The 22,468-nt window shown below is 63.3% G+C and carries 22 protein-coding genes and 1 tRNA gene; 10 read left to right on the forward strand and 13 right to left on the reverse strand.

Annotated elements, in window-relative coordinates:
• Positions 1-75 precede the first annotated feature (75 nt).
• Together L7A15_RS06175 and L7A15_RS06180 are read right to left on the reverse strand one after the other, a co-directional pair.
• The gene (locus tag L7A15_RS06175; protein ID WP_237212368.1) at positions 76-705 is read right to left on the reverse strand and encodes a response regulator; all 630 of its coding nucleotides are present in this window, start codon (positions 703-705) and stop codon (positions 76-78) included.
• Positions 702-2,081, reverse strand: a complete 1,380-nt coding sequence (locus L7A15_RS06180; RefSeq protein ID WP_237212369.1) for a sensor histidine kinase — start codon at positions 2,079-2,081, stop codon at positions 702-704. Before L7A15_RS06180 ends, L7A15_RS06175 begins: the two co-directional genes overlap by 4 nt.
• A 166-nt stretch (positions 2,082-2,247) precedes the next feature.
• On the opposite strand from L7A15_RS06180, the gene L7A15_RS06185 reads away from it, so the two are divergent.
• The 4 genes from L7A15_RS06185 to L7A15_RS06200 all read left to right on the forward strand — a co-directional run bounded on the left by L7A15_RS06185 (position 2,248) and on the right by L7A15_RS06200 (position 5,357).
• On the forward strand, positions 2,248-3,339 hold the full coding sequence (locus L7A15_RS06185) for an ABC transporter permease (protein WP_237208641.1): 1,092 nt from the start codon (positions 2,248-2,250) through the stop codon (positions 3,337-3,339).
• A gap of 41 nt (positions 3,340-3,380) precedes the next feature.
• The gene (locus tag L7A15_RS06190; protein ID WP_237208642.1) at positions 3,381-4,127 is read left to right on the forward strand and encodes an ABC transporter ATP-binding protein; all 747 of its coding nucleotides are present in this window, start codon (positions 3,381-3,383) and stop codon (positions 4,125-4,127) included.
• A gap of 132 nt (positions 4,128-4,259) precedes the next feature.
• Positions 4,260-5,111: an HpcH/HpaI aldolase/citrate lyase family protein gene (locus tag L7A15_RS06195; protein WP_423816736.1), complete on the forward strand. Its 852-nt coding sequence runs from the start codon at positions 4,260-4,262 to the stop codon at positions 5,109-5,111.
• A gap of 9 nt (positions 5,112-5,120) precedes the next feature.
• Entirely contained in the window at positions 5,121-5,357 is a 237-nt protein-coding gene (locus L7A15_RS06200) for a hypothetical protein (protein ID WP_237188968.1), read from the forward strand.
• Between the two features lie 57 nt (positions 5,358-5,414).
• On the opposite strand, the gene L7A15_RS06205 is transcribed toward L7A15_RS06200, so the two are convergent.
• Positions 5,415-5,489, reverse strand: a tRNA-Thr gene (locus tag L7A15_RS06205).
• A gap of 147 nt (positions 5,490-5,636) precedes the next feature.
• Here L7A15_RS06205 and L7A15_RS06210 point away from each other — a divergent pair.
• The 4 genes from L7A15_RS06210 to L7A15_RS06225 all read left to right on the forward strand — a co-directional run bounded on the left by L7A15_RS06210 (position 5,637) and on the right by L7A15_RS06225 (position 10,617).
• On the forward strand, positions 5,637-6,782 hold the full coding sequence (locus L7A15_RS06210; protein ID WP_237208643.1) for a histidinol-phosphate transaminase: 1,146 nt from the start codon (positions 5,637-5,639) through the stop codon (positions 6,780-6,782).
• Positions 6,783-6,951: 169 nt separating this feature from the next.
• Complete coding sequence (locus L7A15_RS06215) at positions 6,952-8,127, forward strand: thiamine pyrophosphate-dependent enzyme (RefSeq protein ID WP_237208644.1); 1,176 nt, start codon at positions 6,952-6,954, stop codon at positions 8,125-8,127.
• Between the two features lie 2 nt (positions 8,128-8,129).
• Positions 8,130-9,110: an alpha-ketoacid dehydrogenase subunit beta gene (locus L7A15_RS06220; RefSeq protein WP_237208645.1), complete on the forward strand. Its 981-nt coding sequence runs from the start codon at positions 8,130-8,132 to the stop codon at positions 9,108-9,110.
• A 22-nt stretch (positions 9,111-9,132) separates the two neighbouring features.
• On the forward strand, positions 9,133-10,617 hold the full coding sequence (locus tag L7A15_RS06225) for a dihydrolipoamide acetyltransferase family protein (protein WP_237208646.1): 1,485 nt from the start codon (positions 9,133-9,135) through the stop codon (positions 10,615-10,617).
• Between the two features lie 388 nt (positions 10,618-11,005).
• On the opposite strand, the gene L7A15_RS06230 is transcribed toward L7A15_RS06225, so the two are convergent.
• The 6 genes from L7A15_RS06230 to L7A15_RS06255 form a co-directional block, all read right to left on the reverse strand.
• Positions 11,006-12,022 (reverse strand): hypothetical protein, encoded by a 1,017-nt coding sequence (locus L7A15_RS06230; RefSeq protein WP_237208647.1) that lies wholly within the window; start codon positions 12,020-12,022, stop codon positions 11,006-11,008.
• Positions 12,012-13,235: a sensor histidine kinase gene (locus L7A15_RS06235; RefSeq protein WP_237188962.1), complete on the reverse strand. Its 1,224-nt coding sequence runs from the start codon at positions 13,233-13,235 to the stop codon at positions 12,012-12,014. Before L7A15_RS06235 ends, L7A15_RS06230 begins: the two co-directional genes overlap by 11 nt.
• 149 nt (positions 13,236-13,384) lie before the next feature.
• Positions 13,385-14,077 carry a response regulator transcription factor gene (locus L7A15_RS06240; RefSeq protein WP_237188961.1) on the reverse strand — a complete coding sequence of 231 codons (693 nt, stop codon included), beginning with the start codon at positions 14,075-14,077 and terminating at the stop codon, positions 13,385-13,387.
• A gap of 190 nt (positions 14,078-14,267) precedes the next feature.
• Positions 14,268-15,110 (reverse strand): hypothetical protein, encoded by an 843-nt coding sequence (locus L7A15_RS06245; protein WP_237208648.1) that lies wholly within the window; start codon positions 15,108-15,110, stop codon positions 14,268-14,270.
• Positions 15,111-15,140: 30 nt separating this feature from the next.
• Positions 15,141-15,782, reverse strand: coding sequence for a sugar O-acetyltransferase (locus L7A15_RS06250; protein WP_336603518.1), 642 nt, complete (start codon positions 15,780-15,782; stop codon positions 15,141-15,143).
• The gene (locus tag L7A15_RS06255) at positions 15,782-15,934 is read right to left on the reverse strand and encodes a hypothetical protein (RefSeq protein ID WP_237208649.1); all 153 of its coding nucleotides are present in this window, start codon (positions 15,932-15,934) and stop codon (positions 15,782-15,784) included. Before L7A15_RS06255 ends, L7A15_RS06250 begins: the two co-directional genes overlap by 1 nt.
• 47 nt (positions 15,935-15,981) lie before the next feature.
• Here L7A15_RS06255 and L7A15_RS06260 point away from each other — a divergent pair, with 47 nt between their 5' ends.
• Positions 15,982-17,703: a long-chain-fatty-acid--CoA ligase gene (locus tag L7A15_RS06260; protein ID WP_237208650.1), complete on the forward strand. Its 1,722-nt coding sequence runs from the start codon at positions 15,982-15,984 to the stop codon at positions 17,701-17,703.
• On the opposite strand, the gene L7A15_RS06265 is transcribed toward L7A15_RS06260, so the two are convergent.
• Complete coding sequence (locus tag L7A15_RS06265; protein ID WP_237208651.1) at positions 17,680-18,879, reverse strand: N-acetylglucosamine-6-phosphate deacetylase; 1,200 nt, start codon at positions 18,877-18,879, stop codon at positions 17,680-17,682. The two genes, L7A15_RS06260 and L7A15_RS06265, sit on opposite strands and share 24 nt — an antisense overlap.
• 116 nt (positions 18,880-18,995) lie before the next feature.
• Between L7A15_RS06265 and nagB the strand changes: the two genes are divergently transcribed.
• Positions 18,996-19,796 (forward strand): glucosamine-6-phosphate deaminase, encoded by an 801-nt coding sequence (gene nagB, locus L7A15_RS06270; protein WP_237208652.1) that lies wholly within the window; start codon positions 18,996-18,998, stop codon positions 19,794-19,796.
• Positions 19,797-19,863: 67 nt separating this feature from the next.
• On the opposite strand, the gene L7A15_RS06275 is transcribed toward nagB, so the two are convergent.
• Genes L7A15_RS06275 through L7A15_RS06285 form a run of 3 tightly spaced genes read right to left on the reverse strand, consistent with a single transcriptional unit; the run spans position 19,864 to position 22,449 of the window.
• On the reverse strand, positions 19,864-20,550 hold the full coding sequence (locus L7A15_RS06275) for an N-acetylmannosamine-6-phosphate 2-epimerase (RefSeq protein ID WP_237201945.1): 687 nt from the start codon (positions 20,548-20,550) through the stop codon (positions 19,864-19,866).
• 15 nt (positions 20,551-20,565) lie between these two features.
• Entirely contained in the window at positions 20,566-21,501 is a 936-nt protein-coding gene (locus L7A15_RS06280) for an ROK family protein (RefSeq protein ID WP_237201944.1), read from the reverse strand.
• A 27-nt stretch (positions 21,502-21,528) separates the two neighbouring features.
• Complete coding sequence (locus L7A15_RS06285) at positions 21,529-22,449, reverse strand: dihydrodipicolinate synthase family protein (RefSeq protein WP_237208653.1); 921 nt, start codon at positions 22,447-22,449, stop codon at positions 21,529-21,531.
• Positions 22,450-22,468: the final 19 nt, after the last annotated feature.

Genomic DNA, 22,468 nt, shown 5'->3' on the forward strand with positions numbered 1-22,468 from the left:
CAGCCTAAACCCGGCTAACCTGAACCCGGCCGTCCAGCCCCGGCCACCGTCCATCCCTGGGAAAGCCGGGGCCGGCTAGAGCAGCCCCTCGGCCCGGGCGGCGGCGATGGCGGCCGTCCGGTTATCTACCCCCAGCTTGGTGTAAATGTGCACCAGGTGGGTCTTGACCGTGGCCTGAGAGATAAAGAGCTTTTCTGCCAGCTCCTTATTGGTGGCCCCGGTAGCCAGAAGGTTCACGAGCTCCAGCTCCCGGGCTGAAAGGTTGACCGCCGGGCGCTGCATGCGTTCCATGAGGGCTAGGGTGAGCTCGGGTGAGAGGGTACGCTGGCCCTGGGCGGTCGCAAGCACTGCCGCCTGCACCTGCTCCGGCGGGGCGTCCTTAAGCAGGTAGCCCAGGGCCCCGGCCTCAACGGCTGCCACAATGTCGCCTTGCGTATCAAAGGTCGTCAGAATCAGGACGGGCGGGCCCCCCTGGGCTTTCAACTGCCGGGTTGCCTCAACCCCGCCCACAGGCTTCATCTGAATATCCATGACCACCACGTCGGGCCGCCTGCCCTCCTGCTCCAGCTGCCCGGCCAAGGCGACGGCCTCAGCGCCGTCCGAGGCTTCTGCAACCACCTCAATGTCTTCAAACCCGGCGAACATGGCGCGTAGGCCTGCCCGCACTACGGGGTGGTCATCAACGAGCATAGCGTGCACGGTCATGCTGAAACTCCAGTCGTATCGGGTAGGGGCAGGCGGGCGGTCAAGACAGTCCCAGACCCTGCCGCCGATTCAATCTCTAGGCTACCGCCCAGCTGGGCTAACCGCGCGTCGAGCGAGGGCAAACCAAAACCTGTACCCGACTCGGTCAGGGCCGCCGGGCCCGTCCCCAGCCTCTCAAGCAGGGCGGGGTCAAACCCGCGCCCGTTATCAAAGACGTCGAGGGTGACCTCCGAGGGCCAGAGGGTCAGGGTCAGGGCCACCCGGCTGGCCCCGGCGTGGGCGACCACGTTGGCGAGCGCCCCCTGCGCCACCCGGAGGAGGGTGCTGGCGAGGGGTTCGGGGAGGGCGTTGGCTTCGGCCTCGTTGCCTTCGAGGACGAAGGTGCAGGTGAGGGAGGTGCCTGTGGCTTGTTGGGTGGCTTCAGTGGCTTGGGTGAGTTCGGTGAGGGCTGAGGTGAGGGAGGTGTCGAGGGCGGGGGAGGAGAGGTCTTTGATGAAGCGGCGGGCTTCGGCGAGGTTGGCGGCGGCTGATTCTTGGATGATGTGGATCTGTTGGGCGGCGAGGTTGTGGTTGTGGTGGGTGAGGGCGGTGGCGGCGGCACGGGAGACGAGGACGATGGAGGAGAGGCCTTGGGCGAGGGTGTCGTGGATTTCGCGGGCGAGGCGTTCTCGTTCGGCGGTTTTTCCGGCGGTGTATTGTTGCTGGGCGAGTTCGGCTTGGACGGCGCGGAGTTGTTGGGCGAGGCGGTAGTTGTGGTTGGCGTCGGTGCTGAGGGCGCGGTAGGTGTAGGAGATGACGATGGAGAGGAGGGCGCCGAGGGTGGGGCCGATGAGGTAGCCGGGGGCGATTCCGTGGGTGTGGAGGTGGTTCCAGCCGAAGCCGGCAGGGCCGATGAGGGGGAGGGCGATGGAGAGGGCGCAGAGGACGAGGGTGGCGGTGACTCCTGCTGGGGGTGTGAGGAGGTGGAGGTAGAGGAACATGATGGGGAAGACGACCCAGGTGAAGGAACTGTCGAGGCACATGAGCCCTAGCCAGAGGGTGGTGATGGTGGTGAGCCAGAGGTGGGTGGGGGTGAAGCGGGGTGGTGTTTGGTAGGTGGCGGGGGTGCCGGGGCGGGGGATGAGGGCGGTGTAGGTGGCTGGTAGTCCCTGCCGGTTTTCGTAGACGGTGCCTGCCAGGTAGACGGTGCCGAGGAGGAGGGAGAGGATTCCGAGGGCGGTGTGCCTGGGTTGGTAGGCGCTGCCGATGAGGGCGAGGGTGGCCCCCAGGCAGAGGAGGAAGGCGAACATGACGTGCAGGCTGACGCGCAGGGTTTTGAGGACGAGAAGGGTTTGGTGGGAGGTGGTGTCCGGGTGGGGGCTAGGCGCGGTCGTCATAGTTTCTCACTTTACCGTGGGGTGGGGGAGGGGCCGGTGAGGTGGGGGTTGGGTGGGTATCAACCAAATGGTTGATTCTAGGTTCAACCCTTACCCCGATGTGGGGTGGGGGTGGCGGGGGGTTGAATAGGGGGTATAGACATTCTCGTGTGAAAGGTGATGGCCTGTGTTTGTTGGTTGGCGTGACATTCTCTTCGCGAAGGGGCGGTTTGCCCTGATGGGGGCAACTGTTTCCCTGATTACCCTGCTGCTGGTGATGTTGACCGGCTTGACCGGGGGCCTGGGGAATCAGAATACTGATCTTCTGACCAAGCTGTGGGCAGACCGGCTGGTGTTTGCTCCGGCTAACCCTGGTGATGCTGCCTCCTTCACTGATTCGAGTGTGACGGCGGGCCTGGTGGATAAATGGACTGCCAGTGGGGTTTCGGCCCAGCCGCTGGGTTTTGCAACGGGCAAGATTGAGGCCCGGGGGGCTTCGTCTATGACCCTGGTGGCCACCCCGGCCGGGAGTGACCTGCCCCAGAAGGTGGCCCCCCTGGTGGAAGGCACCGAGGCAACCGACGGGCAGGTCGTGCTCCCTGAAAGCCTGGCCCAGGACATCGGGGCAGCCGTCGGTGACACCGTCACCTTCTCCGGAACCGACGTGACGGTCGCAGGAATCGCCCAGGACTCCTACTACTCCCACACGGTCGCTGGCTGGACGACAACCTCCACCTGGCAGGCCCTCACCCACCAGCGGGCCACCGAAGGCGCTGAGGCCCTGGTGGGCACCGTCCTGGCTGTGAGTGGGGAAGGCGACTACGCCGCGTCCGCTGAAGCTACCGGCACCCAGGCCCTCACCGTCCGCCAGTCCTTTGCCGCCCTGCCCTCCTACAAGTCCGAAAACGGCTCCCTCATGACCATGCAGGGCTTCCTCTACGGAATCTCAGCCCTCGTCATCATCTCCTTCCTGACCGTCTGGACGATCCAACGCACCCGCGATATCGCCGTCATGCGGGCCCTGGGGGCCTCCCGCCAGTTCCTGACCAAGGACGCCCTCGCCCAGGCCGCCACCGTCCTGGCCGTCGGTGCCGGGGTGGGGGCCCTGGTGGGCCTGGGGCTGGGTGCGCTCGCCGCTGGTGTGCTGCCCTTCCAGCTGACGGCCCTAACCGTAGCCGGCCCCGCCCTAGGCATCTGGGCCCTGGGCATGGTGGGGGCCCTGGTGGCCCTACGCCGGGTCGCCACCGTCGACCCCATGATCGCCCTCGGCGGCAACTAACCTAGCCCCTGTGACCTCCTGCCTGAAAGAGTGAAACTGCCATGACTGACCTGATGAGCCACCCCCTCACCGACGGCATCCGCCCCACGTCTGCCGCCCTGGAACTGCGGGGAATCACCCTGGACTACCCCGACGGGGTGGACGCCGCAGGCAACCCCGTGACCATGCGAGCCCTGGACTCCGTTGACCTGACCCTGAACCGGGGGGACTTCGTGGCCCTGACCGGGGCGTCGGGGTCGGGCAAGTCCTCCCTGCTGTCGGTAGCTGCCGGCCTGGTAACCCCCACCGCCGGTCAGCGCCTGATCCAGGGGGTAGATACGACCGGGTTTACCGACGCCCAGCTTGCCCACCTGCGCCGCACCGACATCGGTATCATCTTCCAGCAGCCCAACCTGCTTGCCTCCCTCACTGCCGCCGAGCAGCTAGAACTGGTTGCCCGCATTGGCGGGGCCCGGGGGCAGAGCTTGAACGAGGCCCGGAAACGGGCCCTGGACCTGCTCGACCTGGTGGGGCTGGGAGCTGCTGCCGGGCGGCGGGTCCACCAGCTCTCCGGCGGGCAACGCCAGCGCGTCAATATCGCCCGGGCCCTCATGATGAACCCGGCCCTGCTCCTGGCTGATGAACCCACCAGCGCCCTGGACGCCGAACGCTCCGCCGCCATCGTCGAGTTGCTGGCCACCGTCACCGCCGAGTTCAACACTGCCACCCTCATGATCACCCACGACCTGGGACACACCGAAGTCACCACCGCCACCCTCACCATGGCCGACGGCAGGCTCCTGGGCTAAAGCGGGCAGCGCAGGCAGGGCACCGCAGGCAGGGCGCACAGGGCAGTTTTGTCCTATGGGACGAACCGTCCCCCAAGCCCCCGGCCCCCGGTAGAATCTAAGGGTCAAACGCCCAACCTCAAGGACGACCCCGTGATTAGCTTCCACCGCAACGAACGCGCAGCCTCCCTGCCCGCCCGCCTCTCCCGCTCCTGGCTCCTCGTCTCCGCCGCAGCCAGCGAAGAAACGATCGCAGATGCCCTCGAATCTGAAGCCGACTCAGTCATTATCGACATCGAGGACGGCTGCCCCGAAGAGAAGAAGGACGCCGCCCGCGAGCACGTTGTGGAGATGCTGAACAGCGGGGCATCTGCCTGGGTCCGCATCAACGGGATCGAATCCGAGCACTGGGCCAAGGACCTTGAGGCCCTCAATAAGGTCAGCGGCCTCAAGGGCGTCATGCTGGCCATGACCGAGCACCCCGACCACGTCACCCGCACCGCCATGATGTTGCCTGCCGGTACCCCCGTCATTGCCCTGATTGAGACGGCCCTGGGTATGGTCAACGTCGTGCGAATTGCCAAGGCCCCCGGCACCTTCCGCCTGGCCTTTGGCGTGGGCGACTACCGCCGTGACACCGGCGTCTCCGACGACCGTATCGCCCTGGCCTTTGCCCGCTCCCAGCTGGTGCTGGCCTCCCGCGTCGGCGGCCTAGCAGGCCCCATTGACGGCCCCTCCATCGGCAAATACGGCGGTGACCTCCTCCAGGATTGCGCTATCACCACCAGCCACGGCATGACCGGCAAGCTCACCCTCGACCCCGCCCAGACCGAAACCATCAACCTCGGCCTGGCCCCCTCCGCTGACGAAATCAAATGGGCCCGGGAACTGCTTCAGAAGTCAGAGGGCGAATCCGTCCCCCAGGACGGCTCCTACCTGCCCCGCCTGGCCCGCGCCCGCAAGGTCTCATCCCTGGCCAAGACCTACGGCCTGTGGGGCAGCTAGACTGGTGCCGTGAAAAATTACTTTGGTTTTGATGAACGCAGGACGGCTACCGGCGGCTTTTCACGCGGATTTTTAGTCCTGTTCGCCCTCCTTATGGTGCCGTCTACCGCCCTGTGGATCTTCTACCGCTGGCTCTTTGCAGGTGACACAACCTGGTTCGCAGTGGTTTTCCTGGCACCCGTCACGGCCTGGATTTGGGCTTACCTGATCGGCTACGGGGCTGAAAACCACATCAGTGAGGACTAGCCCCCAGAAGAGAAAAATCTCCCGACCGGGAAACCGGTCGGGAGATTTTACTGTAGGTGGAGCCCCCAGTCGGATTTGAACCGACGACCTTTTCTTTACGAGGGAAATGCTCTACCCCTGAGCTATGGAGGCCTGCTCGAACCTGCCTGTGGCAGGTGAACGAAGAAAACTTTACCAGAAAAGGGCCGGTGCCCACCACCTAGGAGCCTGCACGTTCAACCAAAAAAGTGGTACCCACCACCCTAAACATATGTGGTGTGTGCCACTAGAATGGACGGCATGACTACTTCACAGCGATCCGGGCTCACCCCCCGCCCGGTATTCTCCCAGCTCCCCAAATACGCAGCCGGTAAACCCCCGGCTCCCGTGGAGGGCCTCACCCAGTACAAGCTCTCCTCCAACGAAAACCCCTTTGGGCCGGTTGCGTCAGTAGCTCAGGTTCTGGCTGGCTTCGATACCGTCCACCGCTACCCCGACCCCACCAGCACAGCCCTGCGTACCAAGCTCGGGGCTGACTTGGGTATCGACCCTGAAGACATCGTCACCGGCGCCGGTAGCCTCGGTGCCCTCAACCAGCTCCTGGCCACCTTTGCAGGCACCCACGCCGACGGCGTCCAGGATGAAGTCATCTACGCCTGGCGATCCTTTGAGGCCTACCCCATCTGCGTCGGCCTGGCCGGGGCCAAGAGCGTCCAGGTGCCCAACCTACCCAACGGGGCCCACGACCTCGACGCCATGGCTGCAGCTGTCACCGACCAGACCCGCGTCATCCTCATCTGCACCCCCAACAACCCCACCGGCCCGGCCGTCACCGAGTCCCAGGTGCGCGACTTTTTGGCCAAAGTGCCCAGCGACGTCCTTGTAGTAATCGACGAAGCCTACTTCGAGTTCTGTGCCGCCTCCGACATCCCTGAGGGGCAAGAACCTCCCGTCAACGGCCTGGACATCTACCCCGACTACCCCAATGTCGCCATCCTGCGTACCTTCTCCAAGGCCCAGGGCCTGGCAGGCCTGCGCGTCGGCTACTCCATCAGCCACCCCGACGTCACCGCCCACCTGCGCGTCGGTGCCGTCCCCTTCGCCGTCACCGCCCTGGCCGAACAGGCAGCGATCGCCTCCATCGAGCACAAGGACGAGGTGATGAGCCGGGTCAACCACCTGGTCGCTGAGCGTGAGCGCGTTGTCACCGGACTCACCGACCTGGGCTACTGGGTCCCTGAAACCCGCGCCAACTTCGTCTGGCTTCCTTTGGGTGAACACGCTACCGCCTTTGCCGCCCTGGCCGAATCCAAGGCCCTGTCTGTCCGCGCCTTCGCCGGCGAGGGTGTGCGCGTCAGTATCGGTGAGGACGAGGCTAATACCCGACTCCTGGCCCTGGCTGAGCAGTTTGAGTACAGGACGCAGGCACCTAAGGAACACATCTAGCCTTGGTAGCTCCTGGGGTGGGAGCGTTTGCAAGCTCCCACCCTCTTTGTACCCAAGATTCATCACATATTTGCAAAAAATCCGTCTAAATTCTAAAAATGGTGTCGCTCTGCCCGGCCTACAGGCGTAGGGTTATACGAGTACGCCAGCGAGAATGAGGGAGAACCCCATGTCACAGACGAATAGCCCCGACAACCCCTGGGGCGTGCCAGAGCTGATTCAGCTCATGAATGAAGCTGGCGAGATTACCCCTCACGCCACCCTGTCAGGCTTTGCAGAGGAACTCACCGGCGAGGACCTTGTGAGCATGTACCGCACCATGGCGCTGACCCGTCGTTTCGACGATGAAATGACCTCCCTGCAGCGTCAGGGGCAGCTGGCCCTCTGGGTGCCTTCGAAGGGGCAGGAGGCCGCCCAGGTGGCGTCCTCCCGGGCCCTGGCCGCTAACGACTACATTTTCCCCTCCTACCGGGACCACGGCGTCCTGCTCGAACGCGGCATTACCGCCGAAGAAATCACCCCCCTCTTCAGGGGCTCAGGTACCTTGGGGTGGGATGCCAAGAAGCACAATGTGCATTCCTACACCCTGGTACTGGCCGCCCAGGTGCTACACGCCACCGGCTACGCCATGGGCCTGAACCTGGATGCAGAAATTGAGGCTGAAACGGGTGAGGCCCAGATTGGGCAGGGCCAGGCAACCGATCCCACCCAGGACGCTGAGAAGCCGGCTGTGGCGGTCTACTTTGGGGACGGCTCCTCCACCGAGGGCGACGTCCACGAGTCCATGGTTTTTGCTGCCAGCTACAACGCCCCCGTCCTCTTCTTCATTCAGAACAACCGGTGGGCTATTTCGGTTCCCTTTGAAACCCAGTCCCGCGTGCCCCTGGCAACCCGGGCCGCAGGCTACGGTTTTGAGGGCCTGCGGGTTGACGGGAACGACGTGCTGGCGGTCTACGCGGCCACCCGCTACGCCATGCAGAAGATCCGGGCAGGGGAGGGGCCGGTGCTGATTGAGGCTGAAACCTACCGCCTGGGCCCCCACACCACCGCCGATGACCCCACCAAGTACCGTCCTGAAGACCACCAGGGCACCTACGAGCCCCTGGACCCCATGATCCGCCTAGAAACCCACCTGCGCCAGGCCGGTTACGCCGACGACGCCTTCTTCGAGCAGGTGGGGCAGGACGCCGCCGCCCTGGCAACCCGGGTACGCTCAGCCGTCCTGGCAGGTGAGCCCGACGATTTTGAAACCTACCTGGACCGCGCCTACGCAGAACCCCACCAGCAGGTTGAAGACGACCGCGCCTTTTACCGCGCCTACAACGACGGATTCGAGGAGGCCTAACCATGAGCACTGAAACCCTGACCCTGGCTAAGGCCATCACCCGAGCCATGCACGATGAGATGACCGCCAACCGCAAGGTCGTCACCCTGGGCGAAGACATCGGCAAGCTGGGCGGTGTCTACCGCGTTACTGAGGGCCTGCAGAAGACCTTTGGCCCCACCCGCGTCATGGACGCCCCCCTGGGCGAGTCCGGAATTATCGGAACCTCCATCGGTATGGCCCTGCGCGGCTACTACCCGGTGCCCGAAATCCAGTTTGACGGCTTCGTCTTCCCCGGCTTCAACCAGATCACCAGCCAGCTGGCCAAAATGCACGGCCGCACCGAGGGCCAATACACGGTGCCCGTGACCGTGCGGATCCCCTACGGCGGCATGATCGGCTCGGTTGAGCACCACTCCGAGTCCCCCGAGGCCCTCTTCACCCACACCCCGGGCCTGCGCGTGGTCAGCCCTTCTAACCCGCACGACGCCTACTGGATGCTGCGGAAGGCGATCGCCCACCCGGACCCTGTGATTTACTTTGAACCCAAGCGCCGCTACTGGATGAAGGGGGAGGTTGATTTCTCTGATACCGACTTTGACCCCTTCACCGCCCAGGTGGTCCGGGAGGGCGCCGACGCTACCATTGCCACCTACGGCCCCCTGGTGCCTGTCGCCCTGGCTGCGGCCCAGGCTGCTGAAGAAGATGGCCACTCTATCGAAGTCATCGACCTGCGCTCCCTCTCCCCCCTGGATATGCCCACCATTGAAGAGTCAGTGCAGAAAACCGGACGCCTGATCGTGGCCCACGAGGCCCCCACCTTCGGCGGTATTGGGTCAGACATTGCCGCAGCGATTACCGAACGCTGCTTCTACCACCTGGAAGCCCCCGTGATTCGGGTTGGCGGCTACCACCTGCCCTACCCGGTCTCCCGCGTTGAAGAAGACTATGTCCCTGGCATCGACCGCCTCCTAGAAGCCCTCGACCGCTCCCTGGCCTACTAGCCCCAGCCCGAAAGGAACTAGCATGTCCCAGCTTTTTAACCTCCCTGACGTGGGCGAAGGCCTCACTGAGGCTGAGATCCTCAGCTGGAAGGTCGCCGCTGGCGATTCTGTTGAGATCAATACCGTGCTTGTTGAAATTGAAACAGCCAAGTCTGTGGTTGAGCTACCTTCACCCTACGCAGGCACCGTTGAGCAGCTCCTCGTGGCCGAGGGGGAAACTGTCGAGGTAGGCACCCCCATTATCGCCATTTCAGGTGGCGACGCCAGCCCCGTCCCCGCCTCCCCGAGCAGGCAGGACGCCCCCGCCCCGGCTACCCCTACCCCGGCAGCTAGCGAGGGCGGCGGCACCGCCCTGGTAGGCTCTGGCCCCAAATCTGACCCCGTGAAACGCCGGGCCCGGAAAAAGCCAGCTGCCCCGGCCCGTCCTGAGCCTAGCAGCCCTGCTCCCGCCTCAGACGGCGGGCTGCAACCGTCCTCCCATGAAGGGCTCAGCCACCTCATCTCAGCCCTGCCTGCCCGTGCCGGCAAGCTGATCGGCGGGGGAGCCGGGGCCCTGCTGCGCCGGAACCAGGCCACCAGCCCCACCTCATTCCCCGAGGTGCCCCGCCGCCAGGCCCTTGCCAAGCCACCGGTGCGAAAGGCCGCCCAGGACATGGGTATCGACCTTGCCAACGTCACCCCCACCGGCGACAACGGCCAGGTCACCAAGCAGGACCTGCTCAACTACGCCGCCCACCTCTCCCTCACCGAGAAAGCCAGCGTCACCGACACCACCGACCCCGAGCACTTCTGGATCCCCAGCGGCCACGGGGGCGACCGCATCGAACGCATCAAGGTGCGTAGCGTCCGCAAGGCCACCGCCAAGGCCATGGTTGAATCAGCCTTCAAGGCCCCGCACGTCTCCATCTTCGTGGACGTCGATGCCACCCGTACCATGGAATTCGTACAGCGCCTCAAGAAATCCCCCCGCTTCGAGGGGATTAAGGTGACCCCGCTGCTGGTACTGGCCAAAGCCGTTATCTGGGCAGCGGCCCGCACCCCCCAGGTCAATGCCACCTGGACCGACACCGAAATCCAGGTCAAGCACTTCATGAACTTGGGCATTGCTGCGGCCACCCCGCGAGGACTCATGGTGCCCAACATCAAAGAAGCCCACGACATGAGCCTGCGGGAGCTTGCTCTTGCCCTCAACGACCTCACCACCCGGGCCCGAGAAGGCAAAACCCAGCCGGCTGAAATGCAAAATGGCACCATGACTATCACCAACATCGGCTCCCTGGGTATCGACACCGGAACCCCCATCATCAACCCCGGCGAAGCTGCAATCATCGCTTTTGGCACCATCAAACAGAAGCCCTGGGTTGTTGACGGTGAGGTCGTGCCCCGCTGGGTCACAACCCTCGGCGGCTCCTTCGACCACCGCGTCCTGGACGGTGATCTCTCGGCAAAATTCCTTGCCGACGTAGCTGCCATCCTGGAAGAACCCGCCCTGCTCCTCGACCTCTAGAGAAACCTACACGAGGACAATAAAAACCCTCCCTGCCGCCGGAAACGGCTGGCAGGGAGGGTTTTGTGCTTGATGTGGAGTTCCTTCTGCACCGCGAAGTACAGCAGAAAATCCACCAAGCAAAGGTTACTGGGCCTGGATCGATCCTCAGATCATCTCCCCCTGAGAGATCTGAGCCACCGGAACAAACCGGAAAATTCAGGCTCTAGTGGTTACCTTCTGCTCTTGTCGAGTACCGTACAATCTCGGCTCAGTCCCCCAACGTCGCCGAGACCTGGGTCCCCCGACCCAAGGTATTGCTCAACAATAGCCTTTAAATTCTACCCTAAAAATTTGAAACCTTCTGCCGCTATTTAGTCTGGTTAGACCATGTAATGGACAGTTTGACCTAGAAACGGTCGATCATTCCGTTCTGGGAGATTTCAATTGCACTGGGCTCTTCGTCCTCCGAATTACCGTCGTGGACGAGCATGACGGCCGTCTGGTCGTCGGCGGGAAAGGCACGGACGGTGATGGTACCGCCGGTGGCGTTGTCGAAGAGGTCTACAGCGCACTGGGTCAGGGCGGCAGCGACCTTAGCCGGAAGAGCTGAACCGCGTTCGTCCAAAATATCAACCTTGACGCCGCGCTGACGGGCAAGCCAGGCCGCATCCAAGATCTCCTTGTTGACGATATAGCGGCCGCGAATCGTATCACGGAGCTGGGCTTCGGTGAAGCGGAATTCATCCATCTCAGACTGGGTCACCGGGGACTCGTTGTAGGCGATACGGTGCAGCATATCTTCGGTCAGTGACCGCACTTCCTGTACGCGCTGGGTGGCGATAGCGCCCATATCGGTTTCTTCTGCGCGGCCGGCGTCGGCAATAATACGCATGCCTCGGGCCTGGCGGGTCTTCGATACCGCCTGCTCAATCTGCTTGGGGACGATCATGCCAACCAGCATGAGGAGGAAGGGGATAGCGAACTCGGTGGCCAGGGAGATGCGGGGATTGAAGTAGTCGTTGTGCCAGCTCAGCACCAGCAGCATGAAACCGGCGAAGAAGAGCCAGCCGTAGAAGGTGTGGCGGCGGAGCACCAGGCCTACCGCCAGGAGGGTGTAGGCCATGAGGGGCCAGGAGAGATTCGAGAAGGTAATGGAGTGGCTGATGGCCCCCAGGGTGGTGTCGACACTGTTGAGGGCCAGGATCATTAAGATCGGCATAAGCAGGTCGGGCAGGGCTAGCCGTTTGGTGGGCATGAAGGTCAGCAGGGCGGCTAAGGCATAGTTGCCGAGGATGATACCCCAGTGCGGTGCCCGGGAGACGGTGCAGTACTCGTACCAGAAGAAGAAGGACCCCACGATGAGGAGGATGGCCACACTCAAGATGGTGAGGAGCAGGTTCGATTTGTAGTACTTAGCCAGCATTGGGTTCCTCGTGGGGCCACTGGACAACGACGGTAGTGCCCTTTTCGGGGGCCGAGGTGATGGTGACGAGGCCGCCTGCCTCTTCCATGGAGCGGATCATAGAGACTCGCACCCCGAGACGGCGGAAGTCTAGGTCGTTCATGGAGAAGCCCTGCCCCTTATCTGAGACGGTGCACAGGATGTAGGGGCGCACTTCGTCGGCTCGGGTGGAGTTGTAGGGGCGGCGCATTTCGGTGCGGACGGAGATCTGGGTGGTTCGGGTGCCGGAGTGGCGGGCTGAATTGGAGACAGCCTCGGTGACGGCGTGGGTAAAGGCCCGCGCTGCCGTGTAGGGCAGGGTGGATTCGGGGCTGGCGAGGGGGTGTTTTTCGTTGGTGTCTGAGACGAAACGGAGGCGCTGGTTCCAGGGTTCGACGCCTTCTGCGATGTGTTCGGTGAGGGCCTGGAAGGTGATGGGGCGCTGGGGCTGGGATTTGAGGGTTTCTTCTTCGAGGACGCCGATGGCTCGGCGGGCTAGCAGGCGGGTGCGCTGGGGGAGTTCGCCGGGGTTGCGGCTGGCGTCCAGGAGGGCTGCCATGACGTTGTCGTGAACGAGTTTGTCGAAGTCTTGGAGTTCTTTGGCGTAGTCACGGGAGCGGTTGAGCAGGAGCTGGGCGGAGAGGGTTTCGTAGTAGGTTTTGTCGGATTCGCGTACCGCGTTGAGGGCGAAGCGGGCCAGACCGGCTAGGAGGGCGCAGCAGAAGCCTAGGAAGGCGACGCGGATCACCAGCTCGGTGGGTTGGAGGGGGGCGCCTGTGATGAGGTGGGCCGTGTAGGAGCTGACCACGAGAAGCAGGGGGAAGATGACGCTGTGGAGAATGCCGTTGCGGGGACTCTCGGAGAAAACTGCAACGAGCATGGCGTAGATGCCAAAGAGCCAGGACCAGGGGATGGCGGTGTATTGGGCTCCTGCGCTGAAGGGCCAGAGGATGTAGGCGCCGTAGGCGAAGAAGAGCATGAAGCTCACGACCTTGGCGGAGACTTCCTTGCGGATCCCGTTGAACATGAGCAGGGCTGAGTGCACCACCAGCAGGGGGATGAGCATCAGGTACCAGAAGGAGTCGCCGCCCCGGCCCTCTGAGATGTTGGCGAGGGACTGGAAGAGGAGGCAAATCGCAATGACCGCGTAGAGCACTTCGAGGGTGCAGTAGAGCCCGAAGGAGCTGGGGCCCATGAGCCGTTGCTGGCCGGAGGTGAGGGAAAGGGACTTGAAGGAAAAGGCGCGGAGCCGGTCAGCCCTGGTGGGTTGCAGGGCGTGGGCTAGGTCCCGGGAAGCGCCGCTGGTGGGGGTAGACAGGGTACGTCCTTGGGGGTAGTTGGGGGTTAGGCAGTCTCTTCGGAATCAACCAGGCCGTCTTCGATGGCGCGGATGCGCAGGTCGATTTTGGTGGGGGCGGGGCGGCCGATGCGGGCGTACTTTTCGCGGATGCGGTCGATGTTGGTTTTGACTGCGGACTGCTTAATGCCCATGCGGCGGGCCACCTGGACCTGGGCGAAGCCGGAGGCGTAGAGGCGCAGGGTTTCCTGCTCGCGGGGGGAGAGGTTGGCGCGGGAGAACTCGTGGTCGCCGTCGATAGCTGCCGCTAGTTCCTTGGTGACAACGGCCTTGCCTTCGGCGATGTTCTTTGCTTCAGCGAGGGCGTGTTCGAGGGGTTCTGATTTGCGGACCAGGCCGAGGGCGCCTGCCTTGAGGGCTTCGCGGATCAGGCCGGGGTTTTCGCCAATGCTGAAGAGGAGGACCTTGATACCTGCCCTCTGGAGGATATCGACGTTTTCTGAGGGACGGGACTTATCTTGCAGGGAGAGGTCGAGCAGGACGACGTCGCAGTCGCGCTTGAGTTTGCCGAGGTCGGCGTTGGCGGGGTCGTTGAGGTCACGGCCGAGGGCGACGAGGAGGTCGGCGGCGGTGGGGGCTGCTGCAACCAGTTCGATTTCGCTGGCACCGGCTGCGACAGCTCGCATGCCTTCGCGGACTACCTCGTGGTCATCAACAATACCTACGCGTACTACGCTCATGTTCCCTACTTTGTGGTGTGCTGTATATCGGAGTATCGGCCTGAGGGGCAGACGGGAGTACTTCGGTGTGCTGATGCACCTCAGGTAAATATTTCTTACTGAAATATTTTACAGCTTTCGGCCGTCTGCGGGCGGGTAATGGGAGGCGCGTAACAGTAGCCCCTAGTCACAGTTGGGGCGGTTGGTGCTCTTAACCTGGCAGGTTGAGGGCCTTGTGGTAGCGGGTCCCTGCAGCTGCCCCGATGAGGGCCCCCATGAGGGCCAGGACGGCGGCGGCCAAGATGACTAAGGCGCCGACGGCCAGGTCGGGGCTGAGGAGGGGCTGGAGGGCAACTCGGGGGGTCAGGGGCGAGTTGAGGGAGCCGGTTGCCCAGGTGAGGAGGGTGGCCAGAAGGGTGCCGAGGGCTGCCATGCCGATGACGCCGACGGCTTGTTTGCTGGGGGTTACAGCGGCCATGCGGGCTGCAGTGTAGCCGCCGAATCCGAAGGCTAGCAGCAGCAGGACGCTGAGCGTAATCACCCAGGGGAGGGCCTGGGCCTGGGTGCTGGTGCTGGTTGCAGCCAGGACTGATTCTGTCATTCCACTGTAGTGGGAGAGGCCCAGCAGGTTAAAGAGGGCCCGCGCCAGGGGCAGGGTGCCGCCGTAGAGGGCTGAGGCGACAAGGACGCCCGCGAAGGCCGGAATAAATTGGATTCGGGCGTACTGGTGTTGTGGGCGTGCAGGCCGGGGGAGCGGGGCTGGCGGGGTCGACTCCTCGCGGTAGGCATGGGGTGGGCTTGCCTGCTGCTGGGGCCTGGCAGGGGCCTGGGTCGGGACGGAATCCCGCCCGCCGTACCTGCTTGCTGTGAGCGGGGCGTCCTGACCTGCTTCTACCCGGCCGAACTCCTGCCCGTCATACCCTGCCCCGCCGTGTACTGGCTGGGCATATTCCTGCTGACTGGCGCGGGGATCAAGGACCCGGGTGGGATCTGAATCTTCGAAGACGGAATCCCACTCATCAAAGTCACGACGGTTCTGGGACGGTTGAGTCACCGGATCCCCTTTCTTGGGCTGAAACGTAGGTTAGGCCAGGCCCAGGGCCTGGGCACTGTACTGGTGGGCGGGGTCAGTGGGGCGCTCATCGGCACTGACATACTTGATCACCCTGGCGGGGTTTCCCACCACCACCGCATTAGCTGGGACGTCCTTGGTGACAACGGCCCCGGCCCCAATGACGGCATTTTCCCCGACCGTCACGCCGGGGCAGAGAATAGCCCCGCCGCCGATCCAGACGTTGCGTTCTACCGTAATCGGCAGGCCACCCTCCCAGAGGGCCTCGCGGTCAACCGGATTCAGCGGGTGGGTCGGCGTCAAAAACTGTACGTTGGGGCCAACCAGGACGGCGTCGCCAAAGGTAATAGGGGCAACGTCCAGAAAGACGCAGCCAAAGTTAAAGAAGCAACCCGCCCCGATATGCGTATTGACCCCATAATCAAAGGCCACGGAAGGGCGAATCATCGAGCCCTCACCCAAGGACCCCACAATCTGGGCCAACACCTCACTCTTCCTCGGGTCCCGGGCCCGGTAGAGCCGGGTGTACTCCTCCACCAGCTCCACCACCCGATAGTGGGTGTCAGCGCACTCCTGGTCAGGGCGGTAGGCAAACCCGGCCGTCATCTGCTCAAAAACACTCTTACCCGAGCGCAAAGAATTCCAATCAGTCACTACTTACCCCCGTAGACCAGGGTCATCACACCAATAATGGCCAGGCCAACCCCAACCACTACCAGGCCAGCAATGACCATCCGCTTATTAATCTCTCGCATCAGCGCCCGGAACTCCTCGGCGGTAATGTCATCATTTCTACGTCGTGCCATACCCCTAAGTATGTCAGCTCTCGCCCCGCTGTGGCACAATCGTGTGTATGCATTCAGCTGAGAACTCACCCAATAACCCGGGGGACCACCCCCTGGCCCACCGCCCCTGGATCAAGAACTACCGCGAAGGCACCAGCCGCGACGTCGATCTGCCCGAGACCTCCCTCTCCCATCTCATGGCAGAGGCCGTCCGCACCGTTCCCCACAAGATCGCCCTAGAGTTCTTCGGCGCCACCACCACCTACGGCGAACTGGGCGACCAGATCCTGCGCGTCGCCGAAGGCCTCCGCAAGGCCGGTATCCAGCACGGCGACCGCGTCGCCCTGGTACTGCCCAACTGCCCCCAGCACATCGTGGCCTTCTACGCGATCCTGCGCCTGGGCGCCGTCGTCGTCGAACACAACCCCCTCTACACCTCAGCCGAACTGCGCCACATGTTCGAAGACCATGGCGCGAAAGCCGCTATCGTCTGGGACAAGATCGCCGACAACATCACCTCCCTACCGGCCGATATCCGCCCCAAGAACATCTACGCGGTCAACATGATCGAAGAAATGCCCTTCGTCATGCGAAACGCTCTCAAACTGCCCCTCGGTAAGCTCAAGGCCTCCCGCGAGAAGCTCGAAGGCACCGCCCGCGGCACCACCCCCTGGCGCCAGTTCATGAAGAACAGCCCGCTAGCAGCCGACCACCACCGTCCTACCGCCCACGACTTGGCCCTGCTCCAGTACACCTCAGGCACCACCGGCCTGCCCAAGGGCGTCATGCTCACCCACCGCAACCTTGAATCTAACGGCCGCATGGGTGAAGAGTGGATCCAGCCTGGAGCCGACGAGGTCATCTACGCCGTCCTTCCCCTCTTCCACGCCTACGGTATGACCCTGGGGCAGACCATCGCTGCCGTCTGCAAGGCCCGCCTGGTCCTCTTCCCCACCGTTGATATGGATCTCATCTTCCGGGCCATGAAGAAAACCAAGCCCACCATCCTGCCCGCTGTACCCCCGGTCTACCGCCGGATGCTCGATGAAGCCAAGAGCCGGGGCGTCTCCCTCCAGGGCATCCGCTACGCTGTCTCCGGAGCCATGCACCTGCCCACCGAACTCGTCGCAGAATGGGAAGAAGCCACCGGGGGTCTGCTCGTAGAGGGCTACGGGCTCTCAGAATGCTCCCCCCTCGTCTCCTGCAACCCACTGAATTCAACCCGCCGGGCAGGGGCCATCGGTGTTCCCTTCCCCTCTACTGATATTCGCGTCGTTGATCCCGAAACCCTTGAGGACGTCCCCGACGGGGCTGAGGGGGAACTGCTGGTACGCGGCCCTCAGGTCATGCGCGGTTACTGGAAGCGCGGTGAAGATACCTCCAAGACCCTGCTGGAGGGTGGCTGGTTGAGGACCGGCGACATTGTCCGCCTGGATCATGACTACTTCATCGAAATCGTTGACCGCATCAAGGAAGTCATTATCACCGGTGGCTTCAACGTCTCTCCCACCGAGGTTGAAAACGTACTCAAGCAGCACGACTCGGTAGCGGACTGCGCCGTTGTCGGCCTGCCCGATGGCTCAGGCGGTGAAAAGGTTACCGCAGTAATCATCCCTGCCGAGGGCCACGCCATCGACCCCGAAGAGCTCAAACAGCACTGCTACGAGCGTCTAACCCGCTACAAGGTGCCCAAGAACTACTACGAGGTGGAGGAACTTCCCCGCTCCATGCTGGGAAAGACCCTGCGCCGTAAGGTCCGCGAAAGCCTAGAAGCCAAGTACATCAAGTAGACGGCCGTCAGCCCCCAAGAGCAGATACCTGCCCTTGGGGGTTTTCTCTAGCCCCAGGGCAGTTGCCGGGACGCTGCTGGCGGCCGCAACGGCCTCCGGTAGGGAAATCCCAAAAGCTACCGCCTGCTCTACCGCCTGGGCGAGGGTCAGGGTGCTCCCGGCAATAGTGTCGGTGCCTGCAAGGTGGGCAACGGAGTCTTTGACCTCTACCGCGAGGGAGCCCAGCTGGTAGGGACCGTCCGCGCACCCGGCAGCTGCCATAGCGTCGGTGACCAGGGCGATACGGCCAGGAGCCAGGGCGAAAGCGGTGCGCACCATGGGGCCGTGGACGTGAATCCCGTCGCAGATTACTTCAAGGGTGACATGGGGGGAGTCAGCGGCAGCGGCCACGGGGCCGGGCTGGCGGTGGTGCAGGGGGCGCATAGCGTTGAAGGTGTGGGTGAGCAGGCTGGCCCCTTCATCAAAGGCTGCCTTGGCCTGCTCATAGGTGGCATCCGTGTGCCCCACTGCTACCTTGATCCCCAGTTCGACGCAACGGCGCAGGGTAGCTAGGCCGGGGTCGGTCTCCGGGGCCAAGGTAATTTGCAGGAGCTTGCCCTCGGAGGCCTCCCAGAGGGCTTCGAGCTGGTCGGGGCTGGGGGTGCGCAGGGCGCTGGGGGCGTGGGCCCCCTTGTAGGCCGGGGAGATAAAGGGCCCTTCGGCGTGAAAGCCTACCGGGGTTGCCTGGCCGGGGTGCTGGCGGTGGAGGAAGGGAAGGAGCTGGCTCATGCTCTGCCCCATGTCAGCTAGGGGGTTGGAGACAAGGGAGGCGACAAGCTGGCCGGTTCCTGCCTGCCCGTGGGTGGTGAGGGCACCGGTGACCTGCGGGGCATCCTCAAAGGCCTGCCCCCCACCTCCGTGGCAGTGGATATCGGTAAAGGCAGGGGCGAGGAAAGTGCCTGACCCATCGCGCACCTGGCCGCCCCGAGCGGTTACCTCGGGGGCAAGTGACTTCCAGCTGTCCCCGGTTCCTACGGTGCTAGCCCCGGTTGTCTCGACGAGAATCCAGGCCTGGTTACTCTCGGCAGGTCCAGGGGTGGGGCTGCCGGTGAGATCGTGCAGGGAGTGAATCAGGACGGGGGCGGGCACGGGGTTCTCCTGGGGGCTAACGGGTGCTGGGTCGGGATAATCTACCACTCAAAATACTACTCTTGAAGGTTGGCTGTGGCGATTATTGGGCCCTCTGAAAATATATTTCTTTGATGTTTAGTGCAATGAGTGATGTATCTGGCATATCTGATAGCATTTTTTGCATGGAAATTATTATTTGTGAATCTGAGGACCGTATTGGTGAATACGCTGCCTCCCTGATTGAAATGGTGACTGAGCGAAATAATCGGGCGGGTGAAAGCAGTGTCTGGGGGGTTGCGACCGGTTCCTCCCCTGAGAGCACCTACACCCATCTGGCCAGCAAGGTTAAGGCGGGCCTGGACGTAAGTGCCGTCAGTGCCTTTGCCCTTGATGAGTATGTGGGCTTGGATCCAGAACATCCTGAGTCCTATCACAGTGTGATTCGAGATCAGGTGGTGCAGAAGGTTGGCCTGAGGGCTGAAAAGGTGCATGTACTCAACGGTATGGCTGAGGACATTCCTGCTGAATGTGCCCGCTATGAGGCGGCCATGAAAGCTGAAGGTGGCGTTGACGTGCAGATTCTTGGTATAGGCGCCAATGGGCATATAGGCTTTAACGAGCCCGGCTCATCCCTGGCCTCCCGCACCCGCATCAAAACCCTGGCCCCCAAGACCGTTTCAGATAACGCCCGCTTCTTTGCCGGGGATACCTCCCAGGTGCCCGTCCACTGCCTGACCCAGGGAATTGGCACCATCATGGAGGCCCGCAAGATTGTGCTGGTTGCCTTCGGTAAGAATAAGGCAGCTGCGGTCGCTGGTATGGCTGAAGGTCCCGTGACTGCTTCCTGCCCCGGTTCGATCTTGCAGATGCACCCTGATGTTACCGTCGTGATTGATGAAGAGGCAGCTTCAGAACTAAAGAATTCAGAATATTACCGTTTTGCCCAAAAAAATATTCCGACCTTTCAAAAGCCCGGTGAATAAATAAGCACAATAGGGGAGGGGTTGTTACGACAGTCCCTCCCCTATTTTTATATCAATAAATGTTTTACTAAGCGTCCATTGCGTCTTTGAACCAGCCGGTAATTGAAATGGGGTGAGTGATAGCGGTTCCGACGACGACGGCGTGGGCCCCGGCGTCCAGGGCGGCCTTAGCCTGGGCGGGGGTGTGGACCCGGCCCTCGGCAATGAGGGGGCGGCCCAGGTCCCGGGAGGCGATCGCTTCGAGGAGCTCAAGATCGGGGCCCTCGGTCTTAGGCCGTGCCCCGGTGTAACCGGCCAGGGTTGTTCCGATGAAGTCGGCTCCGGCCTCTGCCGCTGCAAGAGCTGACTCCAGGGAATCGCAGTCGGCCATGACCAGGGCGTTCGACCCCTCATGTACCCCGCGAATAACCTCAGCCAGGCTCAGGCCGTCAGGCCGGTTGCGCAGGGTGCCGTCGAGGGCGACGATGTGGGCCCCCGCCTGGGCCACGGCTAGGGCATGGTGCAGGGTGGGGGTGATGAAGATGCCGTCGTGGCCGTCCTTCCACAGGCCAATGACGGGCACCTCAACGGCAGTGCGGGTGAACTGCACGTCAGCAAGGCCCTGCACCCGGACTGCAGCTGCCCCACCGAGAACGGCGGAGGCAGCAACCTGGGCGGTGGTGCGGGGGTCGCGCATGGGCTCGCCCGGGTAGGCCTGGGCGGATACGATGAGCTGGCCTGAGATAAGGTCGGTGAGTTCTTGGGGGGTAAACATGCTGGGTCTCCTGGGTTAGGGCTGGGTGGTGAAGCCGGGGACGAGGCTGGCTGCTCCCAGCAGGGGGGCGTCACCGCCGAGGGTGGCGCGGACGATGGGGGTTTCAGCTGCCTGCCCCAGGGCTGCCTGGGTGAAGGTACTGGTCATGGTGTTCCACCAGCGGGTCCCGAGGTTGACGACACCGCCTGAGACGACGATGAGGTGGGGGTCGAGAATGGTGGCGAGGTCGCCAAGGGCGGTGCCTGCCGCCTGGGCGCCGAGGGCGATAGCGTCGAGGGCGGCGGGGTCGCCGTCGTCCGCGGCCTTTTCGAGGTCAAAGAGGTTAGCTACCTGTCCCTGCCCGCTAAGGCGCCGGTAGGAATCGACCATGCCGGTGCCGGAGGCTACAGCTTCGACGTGGCCGGTACCGCCGCAGTAGCAGGGCACTCCGACGGCCCAGGGAGAGGAGAAATGGCCGACGTGCCCGGCCAGGGAGTGGGCCCCGCGCATCTGGGTGCCGCCGCTGATGTAGGAGCCGCCGACCCCGGTGCCGAAGGCGACCATGAGGGTGGTTTCTGCACTGGCTGCAGCGCCTAGCCAGGCTTCACCGAGGGCATGGGCGTGGACGTCGTTGACGGCGTAGGTGGGCAGGCCGGTGTGTTCGGAGACTATGGCGGCTAGGGGGGTGCCGCTCCAGTCCTTGATGAGGTTGGCTGCCGTGATTACCTGTCCCTGCTGGCCGATGACCCCCGCAGATCCGATTCCGATACCGACGGGTTCGTAGCCCAGGGTGCGGGCGTTGTCAGCTAGGTCGGCCAAGGCCCGGCCGGTTGCTTCGGCGAGGGGCCGTCCACCGATCTGGGCCTGGGTGGGAATCTTGTCGCGGTGCAGGACTTCTCCGGTGGGGGAGATGATGCCGAGGGCGGTTTTGGTGCCGCCGAGGTCTGCTGCGAGGACGATCTGGGGGGTCATGGTTGCCTAGGGGTGAGGTGGGTGGGGTTAGATGAGGTTGACGTCTGCCAGGATGCTGCGGATACGGTCGGCTTCTGCTTCACCGAGGGTTTCCATGGGCTGGGACATGGTGTTGGATTCCAGGATTCCCATGACCTGCAGGGCGGTTTTGAAGGCGCCGAGGCCAGCTGCCCCGCCGGAGACGCTGGGGGTTTCAACGAAGACGATGTTGAAGAGCTTAGCTAGGCGGTCCTGTTCGGCGCGGGCTGCTTCCCAGTCCCCCGCGATGGAGGCTTCGTAGAGGCGCTTGTAACCGGCAGGGTCGACGTTGCCCAGGCCGGGGACGAGGCCGGCGGCACCGGAGAGCATAGCGCCGTCGCAGACAACTTCGTGGCCGGTGAAGATGGAGAAGCCTTCGACGTCGCGGGTGTTAAGGATGAGCTGGCGGAAGGCGACGTCGTCGCCGGATGAGTCTTTGACGCCTGTGATGACGCCGTCGCGGGCGAGCTTGGTGAGCAGGGCCAGGGGGAGCTTCTGCTTGGTTCGGACGGGGACGTCGTAGGCGAAGACGGGGACGTCAACGGCGTCGGCGATGGCGCGGAAGTGGCGTTCTTCTTCGGCGGCGTTGTCGATGGCGTAGAACTGGCTGGTGACGACGATGGCGTCACCACCGATGGCCAGGAGGCGCTGGGCTTCGTCGATGACGCGGGCTGTGGTCATGTCGTTGATGCCGACGATGAGGGGGACCCGGCCATCAATAACTTCAACGCAGGTGGTGAGGACAGTTTCCCGTTCTTCGTTGGTGAGGTAGAGGACCTCAGAAGAAGAGCCGAGGGCGAAGATGCCGTCGACGCCGCCGTCGATGAGGTGATTGATGAGGGTAGCGAGGGAGGCGAGGTCTACGGTGCCGTCGGCGTGGCGGGGGGTCAGCAGGGGCGGAATGACGCCGGAGAAGGCGGGGTTGCTCATGGTGTTCTCCTTGGTTGGG

It is taken from the genome of Rothia nasimurium (genome assembly GCF_928391935.1).
In the GTDB taxonomy this organism is placed as follows: Bacteria; Actinomycetota; Actinomycetes; order Actinomycetales; family Micrococcaceae; genus Rothia; species Rothia nasimurium_D.